The 18,983-nt window shown below is 30.2% G+C and carries 13 protein-coding genes; all 13 read right to left on the minus strand.

Annotated features, from left to right (window positions below; all coding sequences use genetic code 11):
- Positions 1 to 182: 182 nt before the first annotated feature.
- Entirely contained in the window at positions 183 to 1,535 is a 1,353-nt protein-coding gene (locus CSPA_RS26805; RefSeq protein WP_015395562.1) for a gluconeogenesis factor YvcK family protein, read from the minus strand.
- Positions 1,532 to 2,416, minus strand: coding sequence for an RNase adapter RapZ (gene rapZ / locus CSPA_RS26810; RefSeq protein WP_015395563.1), 885 nt, complete (start codon positions 2,414 to 2,416; stop codon positions 1,532 to 1,534). The genes CSPA_RS26805 and rapZ overlap by 4 nt, the downstream gene beginning before the upstream one ends.
- Before the next feature lie 240 nt (positions 2,417 to 2,656).
- Complete coding sequence (gene murB / locus CSPA_RS26815) at positions 2,657 to 3,571, minus strand: UDP-N-acetylmuramate dehydrogenase (RefSeq protein WP_015395564.1); 915 nt, start codon at positions 3,569 to 3,571, stop codon at positions 2,657 to 2,659.
- A gap of 123 nt (positions 3,572 to 3,694) precedes the next feature.
- Positions 3,695 to 5,569, minus strand: a complete 1,875-nt coding sequence (gene uvrC, locus CSPA_RS26820; RefSeq protein WP_015395565.1) for an excinuclease ABC subunit UvrC — start codon at positions 5,567 to 5,569, stop codon at positions 3,695 to 3,697.
- A gap of 285 nt (positions 5,570 to 5,854) precedes the next feature.
- The gene (locus CSPA_RS26825; protein WP_015395566.1) at positions 5,855 to 7,330 is read right to left on the minus strand and encodes a peptidoglycan D,D-transpeptidase FtsI family protein; all 1,476 of its coding nucleotides are present in this window, start codon (positions 7,328 to 7,330) and stop codon (positions 5,855 to 5,857) included.
- A 3-nt stretch (positions 7,331 to 7,333) separates the two neighbouring features.
- Entirely contained in the window at positions 7,334 to 8,557 is a 1,224-nt protein-coding gene (locus CSPA_RS26830; protein ID WP_015395567.1) for an FtsW/RodA/SpoVE family cell cycle protein, read from the minus strand.
- A 139-nt stretch (positions 8,558 to 8,696) separates the two neighbouring features.
- Positions 8,697 to 9,140: an FHA domain-containing protein gene (locus CSPA_RS26835; RefSeq protein WP_015395568.1), complete on the minus strand. Its 444-nt coding sequence runs from the start codon at positions 9,138 to 9,140 to the stop codon at positions 8,697 to 8,699.
- A gap of 270 nt (positions 9,141 to 9,410) precedes the next feature.
- Positions 9,411 to 12,233 carry an excinuclease ABC subunit UvrA gene (gene uvrA / locus CSPA_RS26840; protein WP_015395569.1) on the minus strand — a complete coding sequence of 941 codons (2,823 nt, stop codon included), beginning with the start codon at positions 12,231 to 12,233 and terminating at the stop codon, positions 9,411 to 9,413.
- A 156-nt stretch (positions 12,234 to 12,389) separates the two neighbouring features.
- The gene (gene uvrB, locus CSPA_RS26845; RefSeq protein WP_015395570.1) at positions 12,390 to 14,357 is read right to left on the minus strand and encodes an excinuclease ABC subunit UvrB; all 1,968 of its coding nucleotides are present in this window, start codon (positions 14,355 to 14,357) and stop codon (positions 12,390 to 12,392) included.
- Between the two features lie 122 nt (positions 14,358 to 14,479).
- Positions 14,480 to 15,826, minus strand: a complete 1,347-nt coding sequence (locus CSPA_RS26850; protein ID WP_015395571.1) for a hypothetical protein — start codon at positions 15,824 to 15,826, stop codon at positions 14,480 to 14,482.
- Positions 15,827 to 15,836: 10 nt separating this feature from the next.
- Positions 15,837 to 17,102, minus strand: coding sequence for a S41 family peptidase (locus CSPA_RS26855; protein WP_015395572.1), 1,266 nt, complete (start codon positions 17,100 to 17,102; stop codon positions 15,837 to 15,839).
- A 153-nt stretch (positions 17,103 to 17,255) separates the two neighbouring features.
- Positions 17,256 to 18,146, minus strand: a complete 891-nt coding sequence (gene ftsX, locus CSPA_RS26860) for a permease-like cell division protein FtsX (protein WP_015395573.1) — start codon at positions 18,144 to 18,146, stop codon at positions 17,256 to 17,258.
- Complete coding sequence (ftsE, locus tag CSPA_RS26865; protein ID WP_015395574.1) at positions 18,136 to 18,822, minus strand: cell division ATP-binding protein FtsE; 687 nt, start codon at positions 18,820 to 18,822, stop codon at positions 18,136 to 18,138. Before ftsE ends, ftsX begins: the two co-directional genes overlap by 11 nt.
- Positions 18,823 to 18,983: the final 161 nt, after the last annotated feature.

An 18,983-nucleotide genomic window follows, 5' to 3' on the forward strand; every position in this document is an offset into this window, starting at 1 on the left:
CTATACAAATTATCAATTATCAATTATCAATTATCAATTATCAATTATCAATTATCAATTATCAATTATCAATTATCAATTATCAATTATCAATTATCAATTATCAATTATCAATTATCAATTATCAATTATCAATTATCAATTATGGGTATTTTAATTCGTTGTTAATTTAAATGCAACCTTTAATCATTTTCTTTTCCTTTTTCTTCTCTTACTCTTTCCTTGATTCGTTGTGATAAATACATGTATTCAATGATCTTCTTTTTATCATACAACAACTTCTTTTCCATAATTGTATCTGCTAATATTTCTGCCAATTTATCTGCATCATGTTTTACTAAACCATTCTTAATTTTTACTAAATCCTCACCAACTATTTTTATGCCCAGGCTATTTATGTCTTCTCTGTCTAGTTTCACAAGATCTGCACCATCTTTTTGATATTTTTCTCTTAATTCCTCAGTAATTTCACCTGTATTGGCAATTACATAATCAACAATATCTTTTCCTCCATATTTTAGAAGAACTTTTAAATGGTCAGATACCTTAAAGCCTGTAGTTTCACCTGGTTGAGTCATTATATTCGAAATATAAATTTTAACTGCATCACTTTTTTTAACTTCCTTAGCTATATCTTTAACAAGTAAATTAGAGGTAATACTAGTATATAAACTTCCTGGTCCCATAACTATAGCATCCGCCTCTTTTATTGCTTGTAATGCTTCTGGCAATGCTCTTGCACTTTCTGGTACTATTTTAAATTCCTCTATTCTAGAATTCTGTTTTATTGCTTCTTCCGGAATCTGGGATTCTCCTTCTACAATATTACCATTTTGAAGTTTTGCTATTAATTGCATATTATCTAAAGTAACAGGTATAACTTTCCCTGTTACAGCAAGTACTGAACTCATTTTTTGAACTGCCTCTTCGAAATTATCAGAAATTCCAGCCATTGCAGCTAAGAATAAATTTCCGAAGCTTTGATTTTTTAATCTTCCATCTGAAAATCTATATTGAAGTAAGTCTTCCATTATTGGTTCGGTATCTGCCAATGCTAATATACAGTTTCTTATATCTCCTGGTGGCAACATACCTAAATCTTCTCTCAAAGCTCCTGAGCCACCGCCATCATCACCAACTGTTACTATTGCTGTAATATTTGATGTATAATATTTTAAACCTCTAAGCATTGTTGATAAGCCAGTTCCACCACCTATTACAACGATTTTAGGTCCTTTAACTAACAATCTCTTTTCATATATTAAGCTTTCCATTTTTCTGCTATCTAAAGAGACCTTTATATATCCCCTGTTAATTAATGCTATTATAGATTTCATCATTTCTGTAATAGAAACATATAATACAAATATTCCTGTAACATTTAAAAATACGTAAAAAACTATATAATATATATCATACATTCTATGGTAAACTAGTTCTGTAAAACCATATGCTATAAGCAATATTCCAAAGAGTCCAAATGCCAGCCACCTTTTTACTCTAATTCCTACTTTAAGCCAATCTAATATCCTCATAATTTCTTTTCCCCTTTATGAAGATCTTCAGATACATCTCTATGTTCAATTTTAGAATTGTAACTTTCTTTGTTTAGTCTTTCATAAACTTCATTTGCAATTGCTACTGAGCGATGTCTTCCGCCTGTACATCCAATTGATATTATCAGCTGTCGCTTTCCTTCTTTAATATAATTAGGAATTAGATATTTTAGCATATCCATTAATTTTTCTATAAAATTGACCGTTTCATCCTGTCTTAGCACATATTCTTTAACAGGTTCATCATTACCTGAATATTGCTTTAACTCTGGTATATAAAATGGATTAGGTATAAATCTAACATCAAAAACCAAATCTGAATCCACTGGTATTCCATACTTAAAGCCAAAGCTTAATACTGTAATTGACAATTGCTTTTCAGGATAAATATTATCACCATATGTCTTATTAATTTTATCCCTTAGATCCTTTATCTCATATTTAGATGTATCAATAATATTATCTGCTACATTTTTAACTTCTCTTAATTTTTCTCTTTCTTGCGTAATTCCTGTTAAAACTCTTCCCTCAGGCGATAAAGGATGACTTCTTCTTGTTTCTTTAAATCTCTTTATAAGAACTTCATCTGTTGCCTCTAAAAATAAAATCTCATACTTAAATTCGTTTGTTTTTAAATAACTTAATGCTTCAAAAAAATCATCAAAGAATACTCCGCCTCTAATATCTATAACTAATGCTACTTTTTCAATATTTCCTCCACTTTGAGTACATACTTCTGCAAATTTTGAGATTAACTTTGGTGGAAGGTTATCTACACAAAAATACCCCAAGTCTTCTAAAGTTCTTGTTGCTTGTGTCTTTCCTGCTCCTGATAATCCTGTAACTATAACAAATCTCATACTACACACTCCCTTTGCCAAAGATAAATAATTCATTAATTCTTAGTACAATGTTAACAGTAAAATTATATCATACTATCCCTAAAAATGTTCAATAGACAATTGAATATATACTATTTCAATTTATCCTCTCAACACCAATGTAATAATTTTGAAATATAAAAACTAATGCACAATACATTATGCATTGTGCATTAATTTAATAAAATCTGTAAGTTACCTCACAATATGCCTTATATTTTAATCTTCTCCTAAAATTCTAACTTCTGGATATAGATCCACACCAAACTGCCTTTTTACTTCGTCCTTAACATGATATATTACAGCTAATACATCTTTGGCAGTTCCATTACCTTTGTTGATAACAAATCCTGCATGTTTTTCTGAAACACATGCCCCACCTATAGTAAATCCTTTTAATCCAGCATCTTGAATCAATTTACCTGCAAAATGTCCTTCTGGTCTCTTAAAGGTACTTCCTGCTGATGGATATTCTAGCGGTTGTCTTTCTACTCTTCTTGTAGTCAATTCGTCAACTCTAGCTTGAATTACAGCCTTTTGTCCTGGAACTAATGCAAAAGTTGCTTTTAATACAACATATCCCTTTTCCATAACTACAGACTTTCTATATCCTAAATTCAATTCTTCCTTAGATAATATTTTTAACTCTTGATTATCATCTAATACTTCAGCACTTTCAATAACAAATGATATTTCTCCATCATACGCTCCTGCATTCATAAATACAGCTCCACCTATACTTCCTGGAATTCCACATGCAAATTGAAATCCTGATAAAGAGTTTTCTGTGGCTTTCTCAGATACATCCTTAAGCAATGCACCACATTCAGCAATAACTTTATTATCAATACATTCTATTTTATTTAACTCACATAATTTTATAACTACGCCTCTAATTCCGCCATCCCTAACCAAAAGGTTAGATCCATTTCCAATAACATAAAAAGGAATTTTATTTTCTTTACAAATTGTAATACTATCTCTTATTTGTTGAATATTTGTTGGGATTAAAAGTATATCTACTGGCCCACCAACCTTAAAATATATATGCTCACTCATTTTTGCATTTAATTGAATTTGCGATTCTTCGTATATTTCCTCAAACAAATCCTTATACTTTCCATAATGTTCCATGCCAAAACTCCTCAAAATTTATCTATATTTATTTGCATTATGTATAATAATTCATACATGTTATAATAATCTATTTATTACCTTAATACAAGTAAACTTTCTTCCGTATTATTATAGCATAATTTATTTACTTTGTTCATGTTTTTTAAAATATGCCATAATACTGCTTGCAGCCTTATTATCAATGGATTCAGTTTCAAGTAGTTCTTCTAAAGTAGCTTTCTTAATATTATCTATACTTCCAAATTTCATAAGAAGCGACATCCTTCTCTTTTGTCCTATATTTGGGATATCATCTAGTATTGAATGTAATGTTCTTTTATCTCTTAAACTTCTATGGTAAGTAATTGCAAACCTGTGAACCTCATCTTGAATTCTTCTTATTAACTGCATCAAATTAGAATTTCTATTAATTATCAGCTCGTTATTATTATAAATTATACCTCTTGTTGCATGATGATCATCTTTTACCAATCCACAAACAGGGATATCTATTCCTAACTTATCTAAAACTTCTAATGCTATATTCACTTGTCCCTTTCCACCATCCATCATAATTAGATCTGGAAAATTAGAAAACTTTCCATTTGAAAATTTAAGTTCCTTTTGTTGAATTTCTTGAATTTCCTTTAGTCCATGGGAAAATCTTCTTTCTAAAATTTCTCTCATGCTATCATAGTCATTAGCATTTTTTACAGTTTTTATTCTAAATCTTCTATAATCACTATTTTTAGCTTTACCTTCTTCAAATACAATCATTGAACCAACTGAATCAACCCCTTGTATATTAGATATATCATAAGCTTCTACTCTAAATGGAATATCATCAAGTTCTAGTAATTCTTGTATTTGCTCTAAAGAGTTTAAATTTATTGCTTTATCTCTTAATATTTTATCCTTAAATTGATCTAGTGTAACTTTTGCATTGCTTTTTACTAATTCAAGCATTTCTTTTTTTTCACCTTTAATTGGAACCTTAACCAAAACCTTCGAACCACGTTTTACACTTAAAAATTCTTCTAAGGTATCTATTTCATCACTTTCTGGAATATAAATAGTTTTAGGCACTTTAGGTGTTCCTCCATAAAAAGAAACAATAAACTGCGAAATGATTACTTTATTATCTTCATCTGCACTATTTTCTATAATCAAATGTTCCCTTCCTATAATCTTACCATCTCTTAAGAAAAATACCTGGATACAGCAATCTTTTTCATCTTTATAAATATTAATAAAATCTTCATCATTTTCCTGAGATTTAAAAACTTTTTGCTTTTCAGCTATATTTTTAATTGCTAAAATCTTATCTCTTAAGGATGCTGCTTTCTCAAATTCTAAATTAGTTGAAGCTTCCTGCATTTCTTCTTTTAATTTATTTAAAAGTGACTTATCTCTGCCACTTAAAATATCCATGATTTCACTTATCATATTTCCGTATTCAGCCTTTGAGATTCGTCCTTCACATGGTGCATTACATCTTTTTATATGATAGTTTAAACAAGCTCTTGTTGGAGTTCCATTTTCAGTGATTAGTTTCTTACAGGTCCTTAACAAAAATATTTTTTTAATTAAATTAATCGTCTCATGTACATCTCCTGCATTAGGATATGGTCCAAAATACTTATTTCCATCCTTTGCATAATTTCTAGTTATAAAAACTCTAGGAAAATCTTCATTAACGGTTATTTTTATAAAAGGATAAAACTTATCATCCTTTAATAAAATATTATATTTAGGACTATATTTTTTTATTAAATTACATTCAAGTATTAAAGCCTCCATCTCAGAATCTGTTACTATGTACTCAAATTCAGCAATCTTTTTAACCATTGCTTTTACTTTTTCTGAATGATTTTTTGAATTTTGAAAGTATTGTCGCACTCTATTTTTTAATATTTTTGCCTTACCAACATAAATAACCTCTCCAAGGGCGTTTTTCATTAAATAAACACCTGGTTTATCAGGCAAAATCTTTAACTGTTCTTTAAAATCAAACATATAATCTATCTTCTCCTCGCCTAATAACTTACAATTAACAATTGTCATATTCAAAAAAGTTTCAATGAGAAAGTTCATGTTTCCAAATATACAAGCTCCAATTAAAAAGTTCGAAAAATTAAATATAAACTTTCGCTCCTCACTTCTGGTACACTTACTTTTCTTTTAGATTTTCTTGAATTAGTATGTATAATTTTAATTTATATATTTACTTTCTTAAATACATAATATAACGTTTTTGCATATACATAAATACCTCAGAGAAAATTACTCTGAGGTAAAATATTACTTAAGCACCGCTGATCTTATGAGTTTTCCTGCTATTGGAGCTGCTGCACTTGCTCCATATCCACCATTTTCCACTATTACAGCAACTGCAATTTTAGGATCATTTGCAGGTGCAAAGGCTATAAACCAAGAATGAGGTGTAGCGCTTTCACCATTTTTAAGATTATAATCCGCTGTACCAGTCTTTCCAGCTGCATTAGTCCCTTGGAAAAAACTCCATATATCAAGTTTTGAATCAACTAGATTTTTCATATAATCCTTTATAATAGCTGCATTAGCTTCGCTAATAACTCTCTTATTAACTTTAGGTGAAATTGTTCTAATTACATTGCCATCTTTATCTACAACTTGATTAACAAGTCTAGGCTCCATCATTTGGCCATCATTAGCTACTGTACTTGCAACCAAAGCCATTTGCATTGGTGTTGCTAAGATACTGCTCTGCCCAATTCCTGATTGAGCAATATTTCCAACCTCCGCTTTTGACAACTTAGGAAAATTGCTTTTTGCTATAGCAAAACCATCTGAATCAACACTATTGTTAAAACCAAAGTTTTCAGCTGTGGTTTTCAATTTATCATTTCCAAGCTCCATTGCCAAGGTTCCAAAAACAAAATTACTAGACAATCTATAAGCATCTTTTAAATTTATAGTTCCATTTACTTCTCCATCATCATTACTTAAAGATTGTTTCTCATTAAATACTATTTTTCCTGTATCGTCAAAGGTTCTACTTGTAACTCCAGGCATATTTTCTAATGCACTAGCAAGAGTAACTGTCTTAAAAGTAGAACCTGGTGGATAAAGACCAATAGTTGCTCTATTAATAAGCGGAGTATCATCTGCACTTCCTGAATTAGCTGCCTTCATTGAGTTTCCCAAATCATTTGGATTATAAGTTGGCTTAGATACCATAGCTAACACTTCTCCTGTTTTAGGATTTAATGCAACCACAGCCCCTTTTCTATCTCCAAGCGCATCATATGCAATTTTTTGAAGCGTTGGGTCTAAGGTTGTTATAAGCCCATTACCCACTTTATCTTCATCTTCTTTTCTACTTTCAAACATCTTTTTGACTTTATCAAAGCTAAAGTCTTTTGTCAGATTCAAAAAATTATTTGTAAGCTTACTATAAGTTCTTAGTTCCTTATCATAACTATCTTCTAGACCTGCTAATCCATAAACTGGATCAACATAGCCTAAAGCATGAACATATAAATCCCCATTGACGTAAGTTCTCTTTTGATTTAAAGCATTTACTCTAGAACTTGTTGTTAATGGATTTTTGTCTCTATCGTATATCGTTCCTCTTAAAACTTCATTTCGTATTGCCCAAAGTCTTTTATTTCCTTGCTCATTAGCCAAATTATCAGCCAAAAAAACTTGAAAATATGCTATATAAGATATAAGTGCTACAAAACAAAATAAGAAAACAACCATTACTTGTTTTACACTGTTTGAAACATTCTTCAATTTTTAGTCCTCCTCTGATATCTTCTGAAGTATTGCAAGTGCAAAAAACATAGTTACTATCGAAGATCCTCCATAACTTATAAGAGGCAGTGTAATTCCTGTAAGAGGTATTACCGAAAAGACACCTCCGATTATAACTAAAACCTGACATGCTATCATAGCACTAAATCCTACAGTATTAAGCATAGAAAATCTATCTTTAACTCTAAATGCTGCCCTCATTCCTCTGTAGAAAAACAAGAAATATATTATCATAATACCAAGTCCAAATACCATTCCCAATTCTTCACAAATTACAGCAAAGATTAAGTCTGAAGTATTAACAGGTATAAAACCAGGATATCCTTGCCCTAAACCCGAACCAAACATTCCACCAGATGAAATAGCATATAGTCCTTGAACTATTTGATATCCTCCAGTGTCAATATATTTCCACGGATTTTTCCAAACTTGAACTCTTACTCTTACATGTGAAAATAAATTATATGCAATTACTGATCCTATTACAAACAATACAAAACAAATTACAACATACTTCTTCTTGCCAGTTGCAAGATAAACCATTGTTAAGGCTATTCCAAAAAATATTAATGCTGATCCTAAGTCTTTCTGTAAAACCAAACAACCTAGTGCATACATTACCACTAATGCAGGCTTCCAAAGCTGCCTAAAATCTTCTGCTATGTTGCTTTTATCTTCATATTTCTGCAACGCTGATGCCAAGTACAATATAAAGGTTATCTTTCCAAATTCAGATGGCTGAAATCCCCCTATTCCTGGTATAGTAACCCAGTTGGTTGCTCCATAAGTTTCTTGGTGTGCTAGCAATGCCATAGGCATTATAACTATTGTCATAATCAAATATATTTTTTCATATTTTCCAAAATCCCGCACATCTGGTATAGCCACAACAAGAAAAATAAATGCTATCACTCCACCTGTGAACCATGCTAATTGCTTAATGGCAACACTAGTATCTAATCTATATAATACAGCTATTCCTATTACTGCTAATATGCATGCAAACATAATTAAAAATTTATCACCATGAGGATAAAACTTTCTAATTAAGATTTGCGTCGCTGTTATTAAAGCACATACTATAAGTCCCATATATAAAGCACCTTTATCCACATCATCTTTTAATATTGCGAGATTTGTAAATAATGCCATACATAATAGATAAGTTAAAAGTAACAACTTTACCTCATCCTTTTTAATCTTCAAACTATATCACCTCATTATATACTTACGTCCTTTTAGCTTTTGCAAGGCTCAGTAAAAGATATAATTTTATAATTAATCTTATACTGAGCCTCGTTATTTATAGCTATATTTATATATCCAATTAATCATAATACATTTTTTATCCTAAGATTTTAAAAATTACATTTCCAATTTTTATTTCATCTTTATTTGATAACTTCACTTTACCAGTTATTTTTGTTCCATTTAAATAAGTCCCATTTGTACTATTCAAATCTTCTAAAAACAGCGAATCGTTTCTGACTAAAATTTTAGCATGATTTCCTGAGATATGTTGCTCATTCAGTACAATTAAATTATCACCTTTTCTACCTATGGTTAAGTCAGATCTAATTGGAATAATAGAACCTTCCTTTAACTCTTTCACACTTCCAGAACTCATAATTTCTAATCCATAATTCCCTTTTACAACTGTTGGACGCCTTTTTTTGCCTCCATTTTTAACATCCTTATACATTATCTTCAATGCATAATATATTATTACATATAGTATAACAATAAAAACTAATCCAAAAATTCCAGCTATTATTTTCGAAAAACTCATATATTCACCTCAATATTTATTCCTGCATAATGGCATATATTGCAATTATCTATATTCAATACTCAATTATAAATCAATGTTGATTTTCTTAGAGAATCTTTAAGTTTTGAAAAATTCTTTTTGCTATATAAAATTCACTTTTAAACTTTTCATAATATTTATATACCTTCTTAATGATTATACAACAAAAAAACAACTATGACATAAAAAAGTATTACAATTAGATTAACAATTGCATAATACAATTGTTAATCTAATACTTACTTCTTACTATAATATCTTATTTAAATATATCCCTGTATATGACTTTTTCTCTTTACATAGTTGTTCTGGAGTTCCTGTCTTAATTACAGTACCTCCCTTATCTCCACCTTCTGGTCCTAAATCAATTAAATAATCTGCACATTTTATCATATCTAGATTATGTTCAATAACAACAACAGTATTTCCTGCATCTACTAACCTTTGCAGAATTTCAATCAGCCTACTTACATCATCTACATGCAATCCAGTTGTTGGTTCATCTAAAATATATAAAGTCTTTCCAGTACTTCTTTTTGATAATTCATATGCTAATTTTATTCTTTGAGCTTCACCACCAGATAATTGAGTTGATGGCTGACCTAGCCTAATATATCCTAATCCTACATCATTTAAAGTTCTTAGCTTATTTTCGATTCTAGGTATGTTTTCAAAAAACCTTAATGCTTCTTCAACTGTCATATTAAGAACATCATCTATATTCTTTCCTTTGTATTTCACTTCTAAAGTTTCCCTATTGTATCTTTTTCCTTTACATACTTCACAAGGCACATATACATCTGATAAAAACTGCATTTCAATTTTTATAATTCCATCTCCAGAACAAGCTTCACATCTTCCACCTTTAACATTGAAACTAAATCTGCCTTGTTTATAGCCTCTCATTTTAGCTTCTGTAGTTTGTGAAAACAGTTCTCTTATTATATCAAAAGTTCCTGTATATGTAGCAGGATTAGAACGTGGTGTTCTTCCTATAGGACTTTGATTTATGTCTATAATCTTATCTATGTTTTCATACCCAGTTATTTCTTTGTGATTTCCAACTGGATTTTTACTTCTGTTTACTAACTTATTTAAGCCTTTGTAGAGAATTTCATTTACTAATGTACTTTTCCCAGAACCTGAAACTCCTGTAACCATTGTTAAAGTACCAAGTGGGATAGATACATTTACATTCTTTAAATTATTTTCTTTTGCACCAACAATTTTAATATTTTGCCCATTTCCTTTTTTTCTTATCTTTGGCGTCTCTATGAATTTCTTACCAGTTAGGTATTGACCTGTTATTGATTTTTCACAAGCCTTCACTTCTTCAATAGTTCCAGCTACAATAACCTCTCCTCCATGTTCCCCTGCACCTGGACCAATATCTACTATATAATCTGCTTCTTTCATAGTATCTTCATCATGTTCTACCACAACTACTGTATTTCCAACGTCTCTTAAATTTTTCAAAGTATTTATTAACCTATCATTATCTCTTTGGTGTAACCCGATGCTAGGTTCATCCAAAATATATAATACTCCCATAAGTGCTGAACCAATTTGTGTAGCGAGTCTTATCCTTTGTGATTCACCACCAGATAAAGTTCCAGAATTTCTTGATAAACTTAAATAATCAAGACCAACATCTAATAAGAATTTTAATCTATTCTTTATTTCTCTTACAATTTGATCACTAATAATTTTATTCTTTTCTGAAAATTCTATTCCATTTATAAATTCTAATTCTTCTTTTATAGACATGCTTGTAAATTCATATATATTTTTCTCGCCTACAGTAACTGCCAATACTTCTTTTTTTAATCTAGCGCCATTACATTTAGGACATAGATCATTACTCATATATTGCTCAATTTCAGTCTTAATAATATCAGAATTACTTTCTCTATATCTTCTATTTAATGCATTGATTTCACCTTCGAAGGCATAGTTGTATAATGCCTTAACTCCATCTTTAACATACTCAACCTTAAGTTTCTTTCCCTCTGTTCCATATAGTAACAAATCAATATGTTTTCTATCTAAATCTTTTAATTGCATATTTAAATCTAATCCATATTCTTTATTTAATGCCTTTAGTATTGCATATGTCCAAGAATCTTCTTTAAGTCTACCATTTCCCCAGCTTGCCACAGCGCCTTCCATAATACTTAATTCTTTATTAGGTATAACCAGCTTTTCGTCTATCTCAAGCAAGGTTCCAATTCCATCACAATGATCACACTTTCCATATGGAGCGTTAAATGAAAATAATCTAGGAGCTAACTCATCTATACTTATACCACAATCTGCACAAGCAAAATTTTCACTAAACAAAGTATCTTCTCCACCAATAACACTTGCTATTACTAGTCCTTCTCCCATTTTTAATGATGATTCTATAGATTCCGTAAGTCTTCCTTCAATGCCATCTTTTATAACAATTCTATCTATAACAGCTTCAATATTATGTTTTTTATTTTTATCTAACTTTACCTCTTCTTCAGTTAAGTCATAAATTTCTCCATCAATTCTAGCTCTTACAAATCCATTTTTCTTTATATTTTCTAATACTTTTTCATGAGTACCTTTTCTACCTTTAATTACAGGCGATAATATTTGAAGCTTTGTTTTATCACCATAGCTCATGATCTTATCAACGATTTGATCAACTGACTGTTTAGATATTTCCTTTCCACACTTTGGACAATGTGGAATTCCAACTCTTGCATACAACAATCTTAAATAGTCATAAATTTCTGTGATTGTTCCTACAGTAGATCTTGGATTTTTACTTGTAGTCTTTTGGTCTATTGATATTGCTGGTGATAATCCTTCAATATTTTCAACATCTGGCTTATCCATTTGCCCTAAAAATTGTCTTGCATAAGAAGATAAAGATTCCACATATCTTCTTTGCCCTTCTGCATATAATGTATCAAAAGCTAAAGAAGATTTACCTGATCCTGATAATCCTGTAAATACAACTAGCTTATCTCTTGGTATTTCCAAACTAACATTTTTTAAATTATTTACTTTTGCACCTTTAATTATTATTTTATCGTTCATAACAACCCCCTGGATTCAGTTAACCGTTTGTGCCCTTTAGGGTATCATGTGGACAATTTACAGTTAACAGTTTTTTGATTTCAGTCTTTTCATTCTTATTTTTTACCTTGATTGAGCTGTATAAATTTCTTCTTCCTCAACTCTTAACTCCTAATTCTAAGCTTTCAACTCATTTATTATATCTCTAAGCTCTGCTGCTCTTTCAAATTGAAGATTTTTAGCTGCTAAAAGCATTTCTTCTGTAAGTTGTTTAATCAACTTATCTTTTTCTTTTTTATTAAGTTTCTTCTTATTATCAACTTTATATTCTTCAACTTCTTCAGCAATTTTTGTTGCCTCTATTACTTCTCTTACCTCTTTAATTATTGTAGTTGGAACAATTCCATTTTTATCATTATATTCCTTTTGTATTGCTCTTCTTCTTTCTGTTTCTTTCATAGCCTTATCCATAGATTTAGTTATATTATCTGCATACATTATAACTTTACTCTCAGAATTTCTTGCTGCCCTACCTATTGTTTGAATCAATGAAGTTTCTGATCTTAAGAAGCCTTCTTTATCAGCATCTAAAATTGCAACTAAAGCAACCTCTGGTATATCCAACCCTTCTCTTAAAAGATTGATTCCAACTAATACATCATATTCTCCAAGTCTCAAATCTCTTATAATTTTCATTCTTTCAATAGTATCAATATCAGAATGCATATAAGTAGTTTTTACACCAAGCTCTGTCAAATATTTAGTTAAATCTTCTGACATACGCTTAGTCAGAGTTGTTATTAAAATCCTAAATCCACGTTCTACAGTTTTATTAATTTCTCCATACAAGTCGTCAATTTGACCTTTTATTGGTTTTATAACTATTTCTGGATCCAATAATCCTGTTGGTCTTATAATTTGTTCTGCAATTTCTTCTGAATTATCTATTTCATAGGCAGATGGAGTTGCACTTACAAAAACCACTTGATTAATTTTCTCTTGAAATTCTTCAAATTTTAAAGGTCGATTATCATATGCACACGGAAGTCTAAATCCATAATCAACTAATGTATTCTTTCTAGACCTGTCTCCTGCATACATTGCTCGAACTTGTGGTAAAGTTACATGACTTTCATCAATAAACATTAAAAAGTCTTCTGGAAAATAATCTATTAGTGTCTTAGGCGGAGTTCCACCCGCTCTACCATCTAATATTCTAGAATAATTTTCAATTCCACTACAATATCCCATTTCTTTAATCATTTCAATGTCATAGTTTGTCCTTTGCCTTAATCTTTGTGCTTCTAAAAGCTTATCTTGAGCATTAAGTTCCCTTAATCTTTCTTCTAATTCCTCTTCAATTCTACCAATAGATTTATCGATAGTTTCCCTTGAAGTAGCAAAATGGGAGGCAGGAGTTATAGCAACATGATTTCTTTCTCCGATAATTGTCCCAGTTAAAACATCAAATTCTCTTATTCTATCAATTTCATCCCCAAAGAACTCGATTCTGATACCTTTATTTGAATAGGATGCAGGAATTATATCTAAAGAATCTCCTCTAACTCTAAAGGTTCCTCTAGAAAAGTCTATATCATTTCTCTCATATTGAATTTCAATTAATTCTTTAATAACTTCATTTCTCTCTTTTTCCATTCCAGTCCTAAGACTTATGGTTAATTTCTTATATTCATCTGGATTACCTAATCCATATATACAAGAAACAGATGCTACAATAATTACATCCCTTCTTTCGAAAAGTGCTGATGTGGCTGAGTGTCTTAATTTATCAATTTCATCATTTATAGATGCATCTTTTTCAATAAACGTATCTGTTTGAGGCACATATGCTTCTGGTTGATAATAATCATAATATGAAACAAAATATTCAACTATATTATCAGGAAAAAATTCTTTAAATTCCGAACATAATTGTGCTGCTAGAGTCTTATTATGAGCTAAAATCAAAGTAGGTCTTTGAACTCGTTCTATTACATTTGCCATAGTAAATGTTTTTCCCGATCCAGTTACTCCAAGCAATGTCTGACCTCTATGTTTATTGTTTAATGAGTTAACCAACTTATCAATAGCCTGTGGCTGATCTCCTGTTGGTTTAAATTTAGACTGTATTTTAAATTCTCCCAAATGTATCGCCTCCATCTCGAACAAGCATTCGCATATAATTATATTCTACTTGCCCTTAAGTATTAAGTCAATAAGTTATATTAATTTTCTATATAATAATAAAAGTGGCAAAGCCACTTTTATTATTTATTTTCTTTATCATCTTCTTTATTATCTTTTATATCTATTTTTTTGTGTTCTATACTATCCGATTTTTTTATTTTGCTAAGCACACTATTAAAACTATCATCTTCAATTGGTACCATTTCTTCTTTTTCTACATTTCTGGGTACTAATAAAATTCCCAGCCTAGTATTTTTATTATGTCTAAAATTAATATCTTTTATTACACCACTAGAATCTTTAATTTTCATTATAGTATTATATAAATTTTCCTTTATAATTGCGTAAACTTCTGTCTCAGAATTGATGATCTTATCATTTATAGATAAAACTTTACTTTCAATATCAATTCCATACTCTTTCATCTTAGAATCTGTTGAAATTTCTAAAACCACTAAGCCTTCACTATCACTTACAAACTTAGGTACTCCTCTTTCTTCATTCCTTACTTGACGCTTTAACATAAATTCATGGGCAGTTGGCATGAAAGCTAGTACTAACATTTCTCCCACAATCCCAATCCTAGTAATTTGAGATGCGGCTATCAAAATTAATCCATAAATTAATATGTGCACCCCTGATGATATTGCCTTTCCTCTTTTAGTCTTTGTAAAAGTAACTGAAGAATATCCTAATATTGTGTAAAAAGGAAATATTGAAACTACACTGCTTGCTAACAATGCAAGTGCTGAAGGTGATTTAATTGACGGCCACCAATTAGGATTTTGTATTAATTCTGTTGTATAACTTGAAGTCGATCTGTCAATATTCACTGCAATCATTATAGCTATAGGCAGCACCCAATATCTTCTAAGTGCGTATCCGCCCAAAATTTTACCATTCCTATTTGTAAATACTGGAACTGCTCCTCTATCTCCATCTATCATTACTAACACACCCTCTACAATATGAAATACCCCTACAAGAAGTATTAAATAAAGTATATCAATATCTAGTTTTAAAATCTGTGAAGATTGTGGTACCGCTATATTAAGTACCTTAATAATAATACTCACAAATCCCAAAATAGCTCCCGAATAAGAAAAGCATATTAACCTTGGCTTAATAAATGCTAATAATATAGATATCATAAAGAGATAAGATATTCCTGAATTATCACTAAATACTACTCCTAGGCTTGTAAGAATCAAACTTCCGATACATCCCCCTATAATCCCTAAAACAAGTTGAGATAGCGTAAGTTCAACAAGTGAATTTACACTACCTCCTAAAATCATTTTTTGCATAGATACTACTTTTTTATTCTTCAAATACAATACTATCATTAAAGAAATTAATAAAAAAACTAATGGGGGCGTAACTATAGCACCAGCTACATTTCGCAATGTATATATTAATAAACTCATTTTATCCCCCCTACTGCAATTTTTCCTCTATTTTTTGAATCGCTGTTTTCAATTGTTCATCTGTATTTTTATCATATCCGGTTTCATCTATACCCACAGCCGTTTCGACTTCGAAATCAGGTTTAATTCCTATATTATGAATATTTTCACCATTGGGTGTATAATACTTTGAAATCGTCACTTTAAGGCCGCCAATGTTATCTTTAAGCTGAATTGGTAATTGAGTTATCCCTTTTCCAAATGTAGTCTTTCCTACCAATGTTGCAGCCTTATAATCCCTAAGTGCTCCTGTTACAACTTCAGATGCACTTGCACTATTTTTATTAACCAATAGCACTAGTGGCATTCCTTCTGCATCACCTCCAATTGACAAAGAATCATACCTATTATCATATTTATCAATTGTATAAGTTATTATTTTATCCTTTGGAATAAACTGCGATGCAACCTTTACTGCTTGTGATAATAAACCACCAGGATTTTCTCTCAAATCTAATATTAAGCCTTTCATTCCCTGACTTTTCAACTGATCAATAGTATTTTTGAAATTGTCAGCTGTATTTTCATCATTAAAAGTCTTTATTCTTATATATCCTATTGATTCATTTAACATATTTCCTATTACTGGTTCAGTTTTTACTGTATCACCTACTAATTTTATCTCAATTTCTCCAGCATTAGCTCTTTTGATTGTCAATTTTACACCAGTATCATTAGAGGTAGAAATTAAAGCAACCGCCTTATCAATATCATTCCCTGACACTTCAACATCATTGACTTTTTCAATCACATCATTTGCAATTATTCCTGCTTTATCTGCTGGTCCACCCTTGACAGTTTCTACAACTACTAGTTGTTGATCTTTTGCAGCTACAGTAATACCTATATGTGTTACATTTCCATTACTTTCTTTAATTAATGCTTGAAATTCTTCAGGAGTTTTAAATACTGTATATGGATCTCCTAATGAATTTGTCATTCCTTTAATTGCACCTACGAGTAATTTATTATCATCAATTTCTCCATCATACTTCTCCAAAAGAGTATCTCTAACTGTAAAAAGTGCTGAATACTTGCTTTTATCATTAATTTGCTTTGCAGCACTCACAACATCTTGAGATGGCATATTCACTAAAAATATGCCTTTAGTTGCTATATAGTTTCCTGATAAAAATGCAGCTAACATTATTACTACTAAAAAAAGTGTTACTGGAATTAATCCTAATTTTCTTCTTTCTTTTTTGTTTGCAAATATATATCTTTTTGATTCCTTCACCTATAAAGACTTCCTTTCATATGCATTATACATATAATCCCAATGAGTATCTTCATAGACTTAGTGGATTATTATGTAGAACCCCACGATTTTATGGTGTTAGATTTTATTAATTCATCTCATTATATTTATCTTTATACTTATTTGCAAAAATTATACCTCTAAAAATTTTCTTAATGCAATTATACTTGCAACTCCACCAACAACAATTCCACCAAGTGCAAATTGCCATGATAAAGATGCCAATATGTAAGCTGTTGGTACAAGACTTATATAGGCCAATTGTGAAGAAGCCCAATTAATTAAACCGTTGTATGCAAAAAATAATGCTCCACATGCTAACATTGCTCCTACTAATCCAATTACCATACCTTCTATAACAAATGGCCATCTAATAAACCAATCCGTAGCCCCTACAAATTTCATAATTCCAACTTCTCTTCTTCTTGAGTATACAGTTAACTTTGTTGTATTCATTATCAAGAAAAGCGAAACTCCTACTAATATTACAAATAATCCAAATCCAACTATTCTTATTCCTTTTACTACACCAACAATTTTATCTACTAAGGCTTGTTGATTTTCAATACTTTCAACTCCTTGAAAATCCTTTATTCCTTCACTTACATTCGAAGCATATTCTGGTGCTTCTAATTTTACTGTATATGATGCATTAAATGGATTATTTTGAAGTGTATATCCCTTTAATAATCCTTCATTATTATTTGTGGTATTTTGGAAATTCCTAAATTCATCATCCTTAGATTGATAAACTATATCTTTTACGCCTTCAATTTTTCTTAATTTAATTTCAATTTCTCTTTGATCAATAAGCTTTATATCATCTTTTAAATATACCTTTAGTTCTACTTTATTTTGAACTGTATTAATTCCATTATTTATATTGTTAGCTATCAATAAAAATATTCCTAGAACAAAAAAAGTTATAAGAACAGTAATTACTGAAGCAATGCTGATAGTTTTATTTCTTTTCAAACTTATAAATGCATCCTTAATAAAATGCGTAATAGTATTAATTTTCATCTTCGTACTTACCTCTTTTCTCGTCTCTTACTATTTCTCCTTTTTCAATAGCTATAACTCTTTTTTTCATATAATCAACAATTTCCTTAGCATGAGTAGCCATTAAGATAGTTGTACCAGCTTTGTTTATATCTTCTAATAATGACATTATTTCTCTCGCTGTATCTGGATCTAAATTACCAGTAGGTTCGTCCGCAATTAAAACTGTTGGATTGTTCACTAATGCTCTTGCTAAAGAAACTCTTTGTTGTTCTCCTCCTGACAACTCATTCGGAAACATTTTATACTTATGAGATAATCCAACTAAAGATAATACCATTGGAACCCGTCTTCTAATTTCTTTTGGAGACGCCTCAACTACTCTCATAGCAAATGCAACATTTTCATATACATTAAGAGTTTGTATTAATCTAAAATCTTGGAATACCATTCCTATTTTTCTTCTATAATATGGAATTTGTTTCCTAGTAATTGTTGATAAATCTTTCTCTCCAACAATTATTTTTCCATTTGTAGGTTCAACTTCTTTTAAAATCATTTTTATAAATGTGGATTTTCCAGATCCACTTGGCCCAACTAAAAATACAAATTCCCCTGCTTCTATTTCAACATTAACATCTGATAAAGCTTTTACATTATTATCGTAAATTTTAGATATCCCTCTAAATTGAATCATATTCTAACACTCCTTTTTTCTCCTGCCCAGTGTTTCTAGTTACCTGGCTATTAACTGAAGAGATTATTTATCAGCTCTTATACCAAATTATGGGTATAAAAGTAATTTCAACCAGTTTACAATACTCCACCTTAAACTTATCTTTATCGTATATTTTGCAA

Origin of the sequence: Clostridium saccharoperbutylacetonicum N1-4(HMT) (assembly GCF_000340885.1) — a bacterium.
Taxonomy (GTDB): Bacteria; Bacillota; Clostridia; order Clostridiales; family Clostridiaceae; genus Clostridium; species Clostridium saccharoperbutylacetonicum.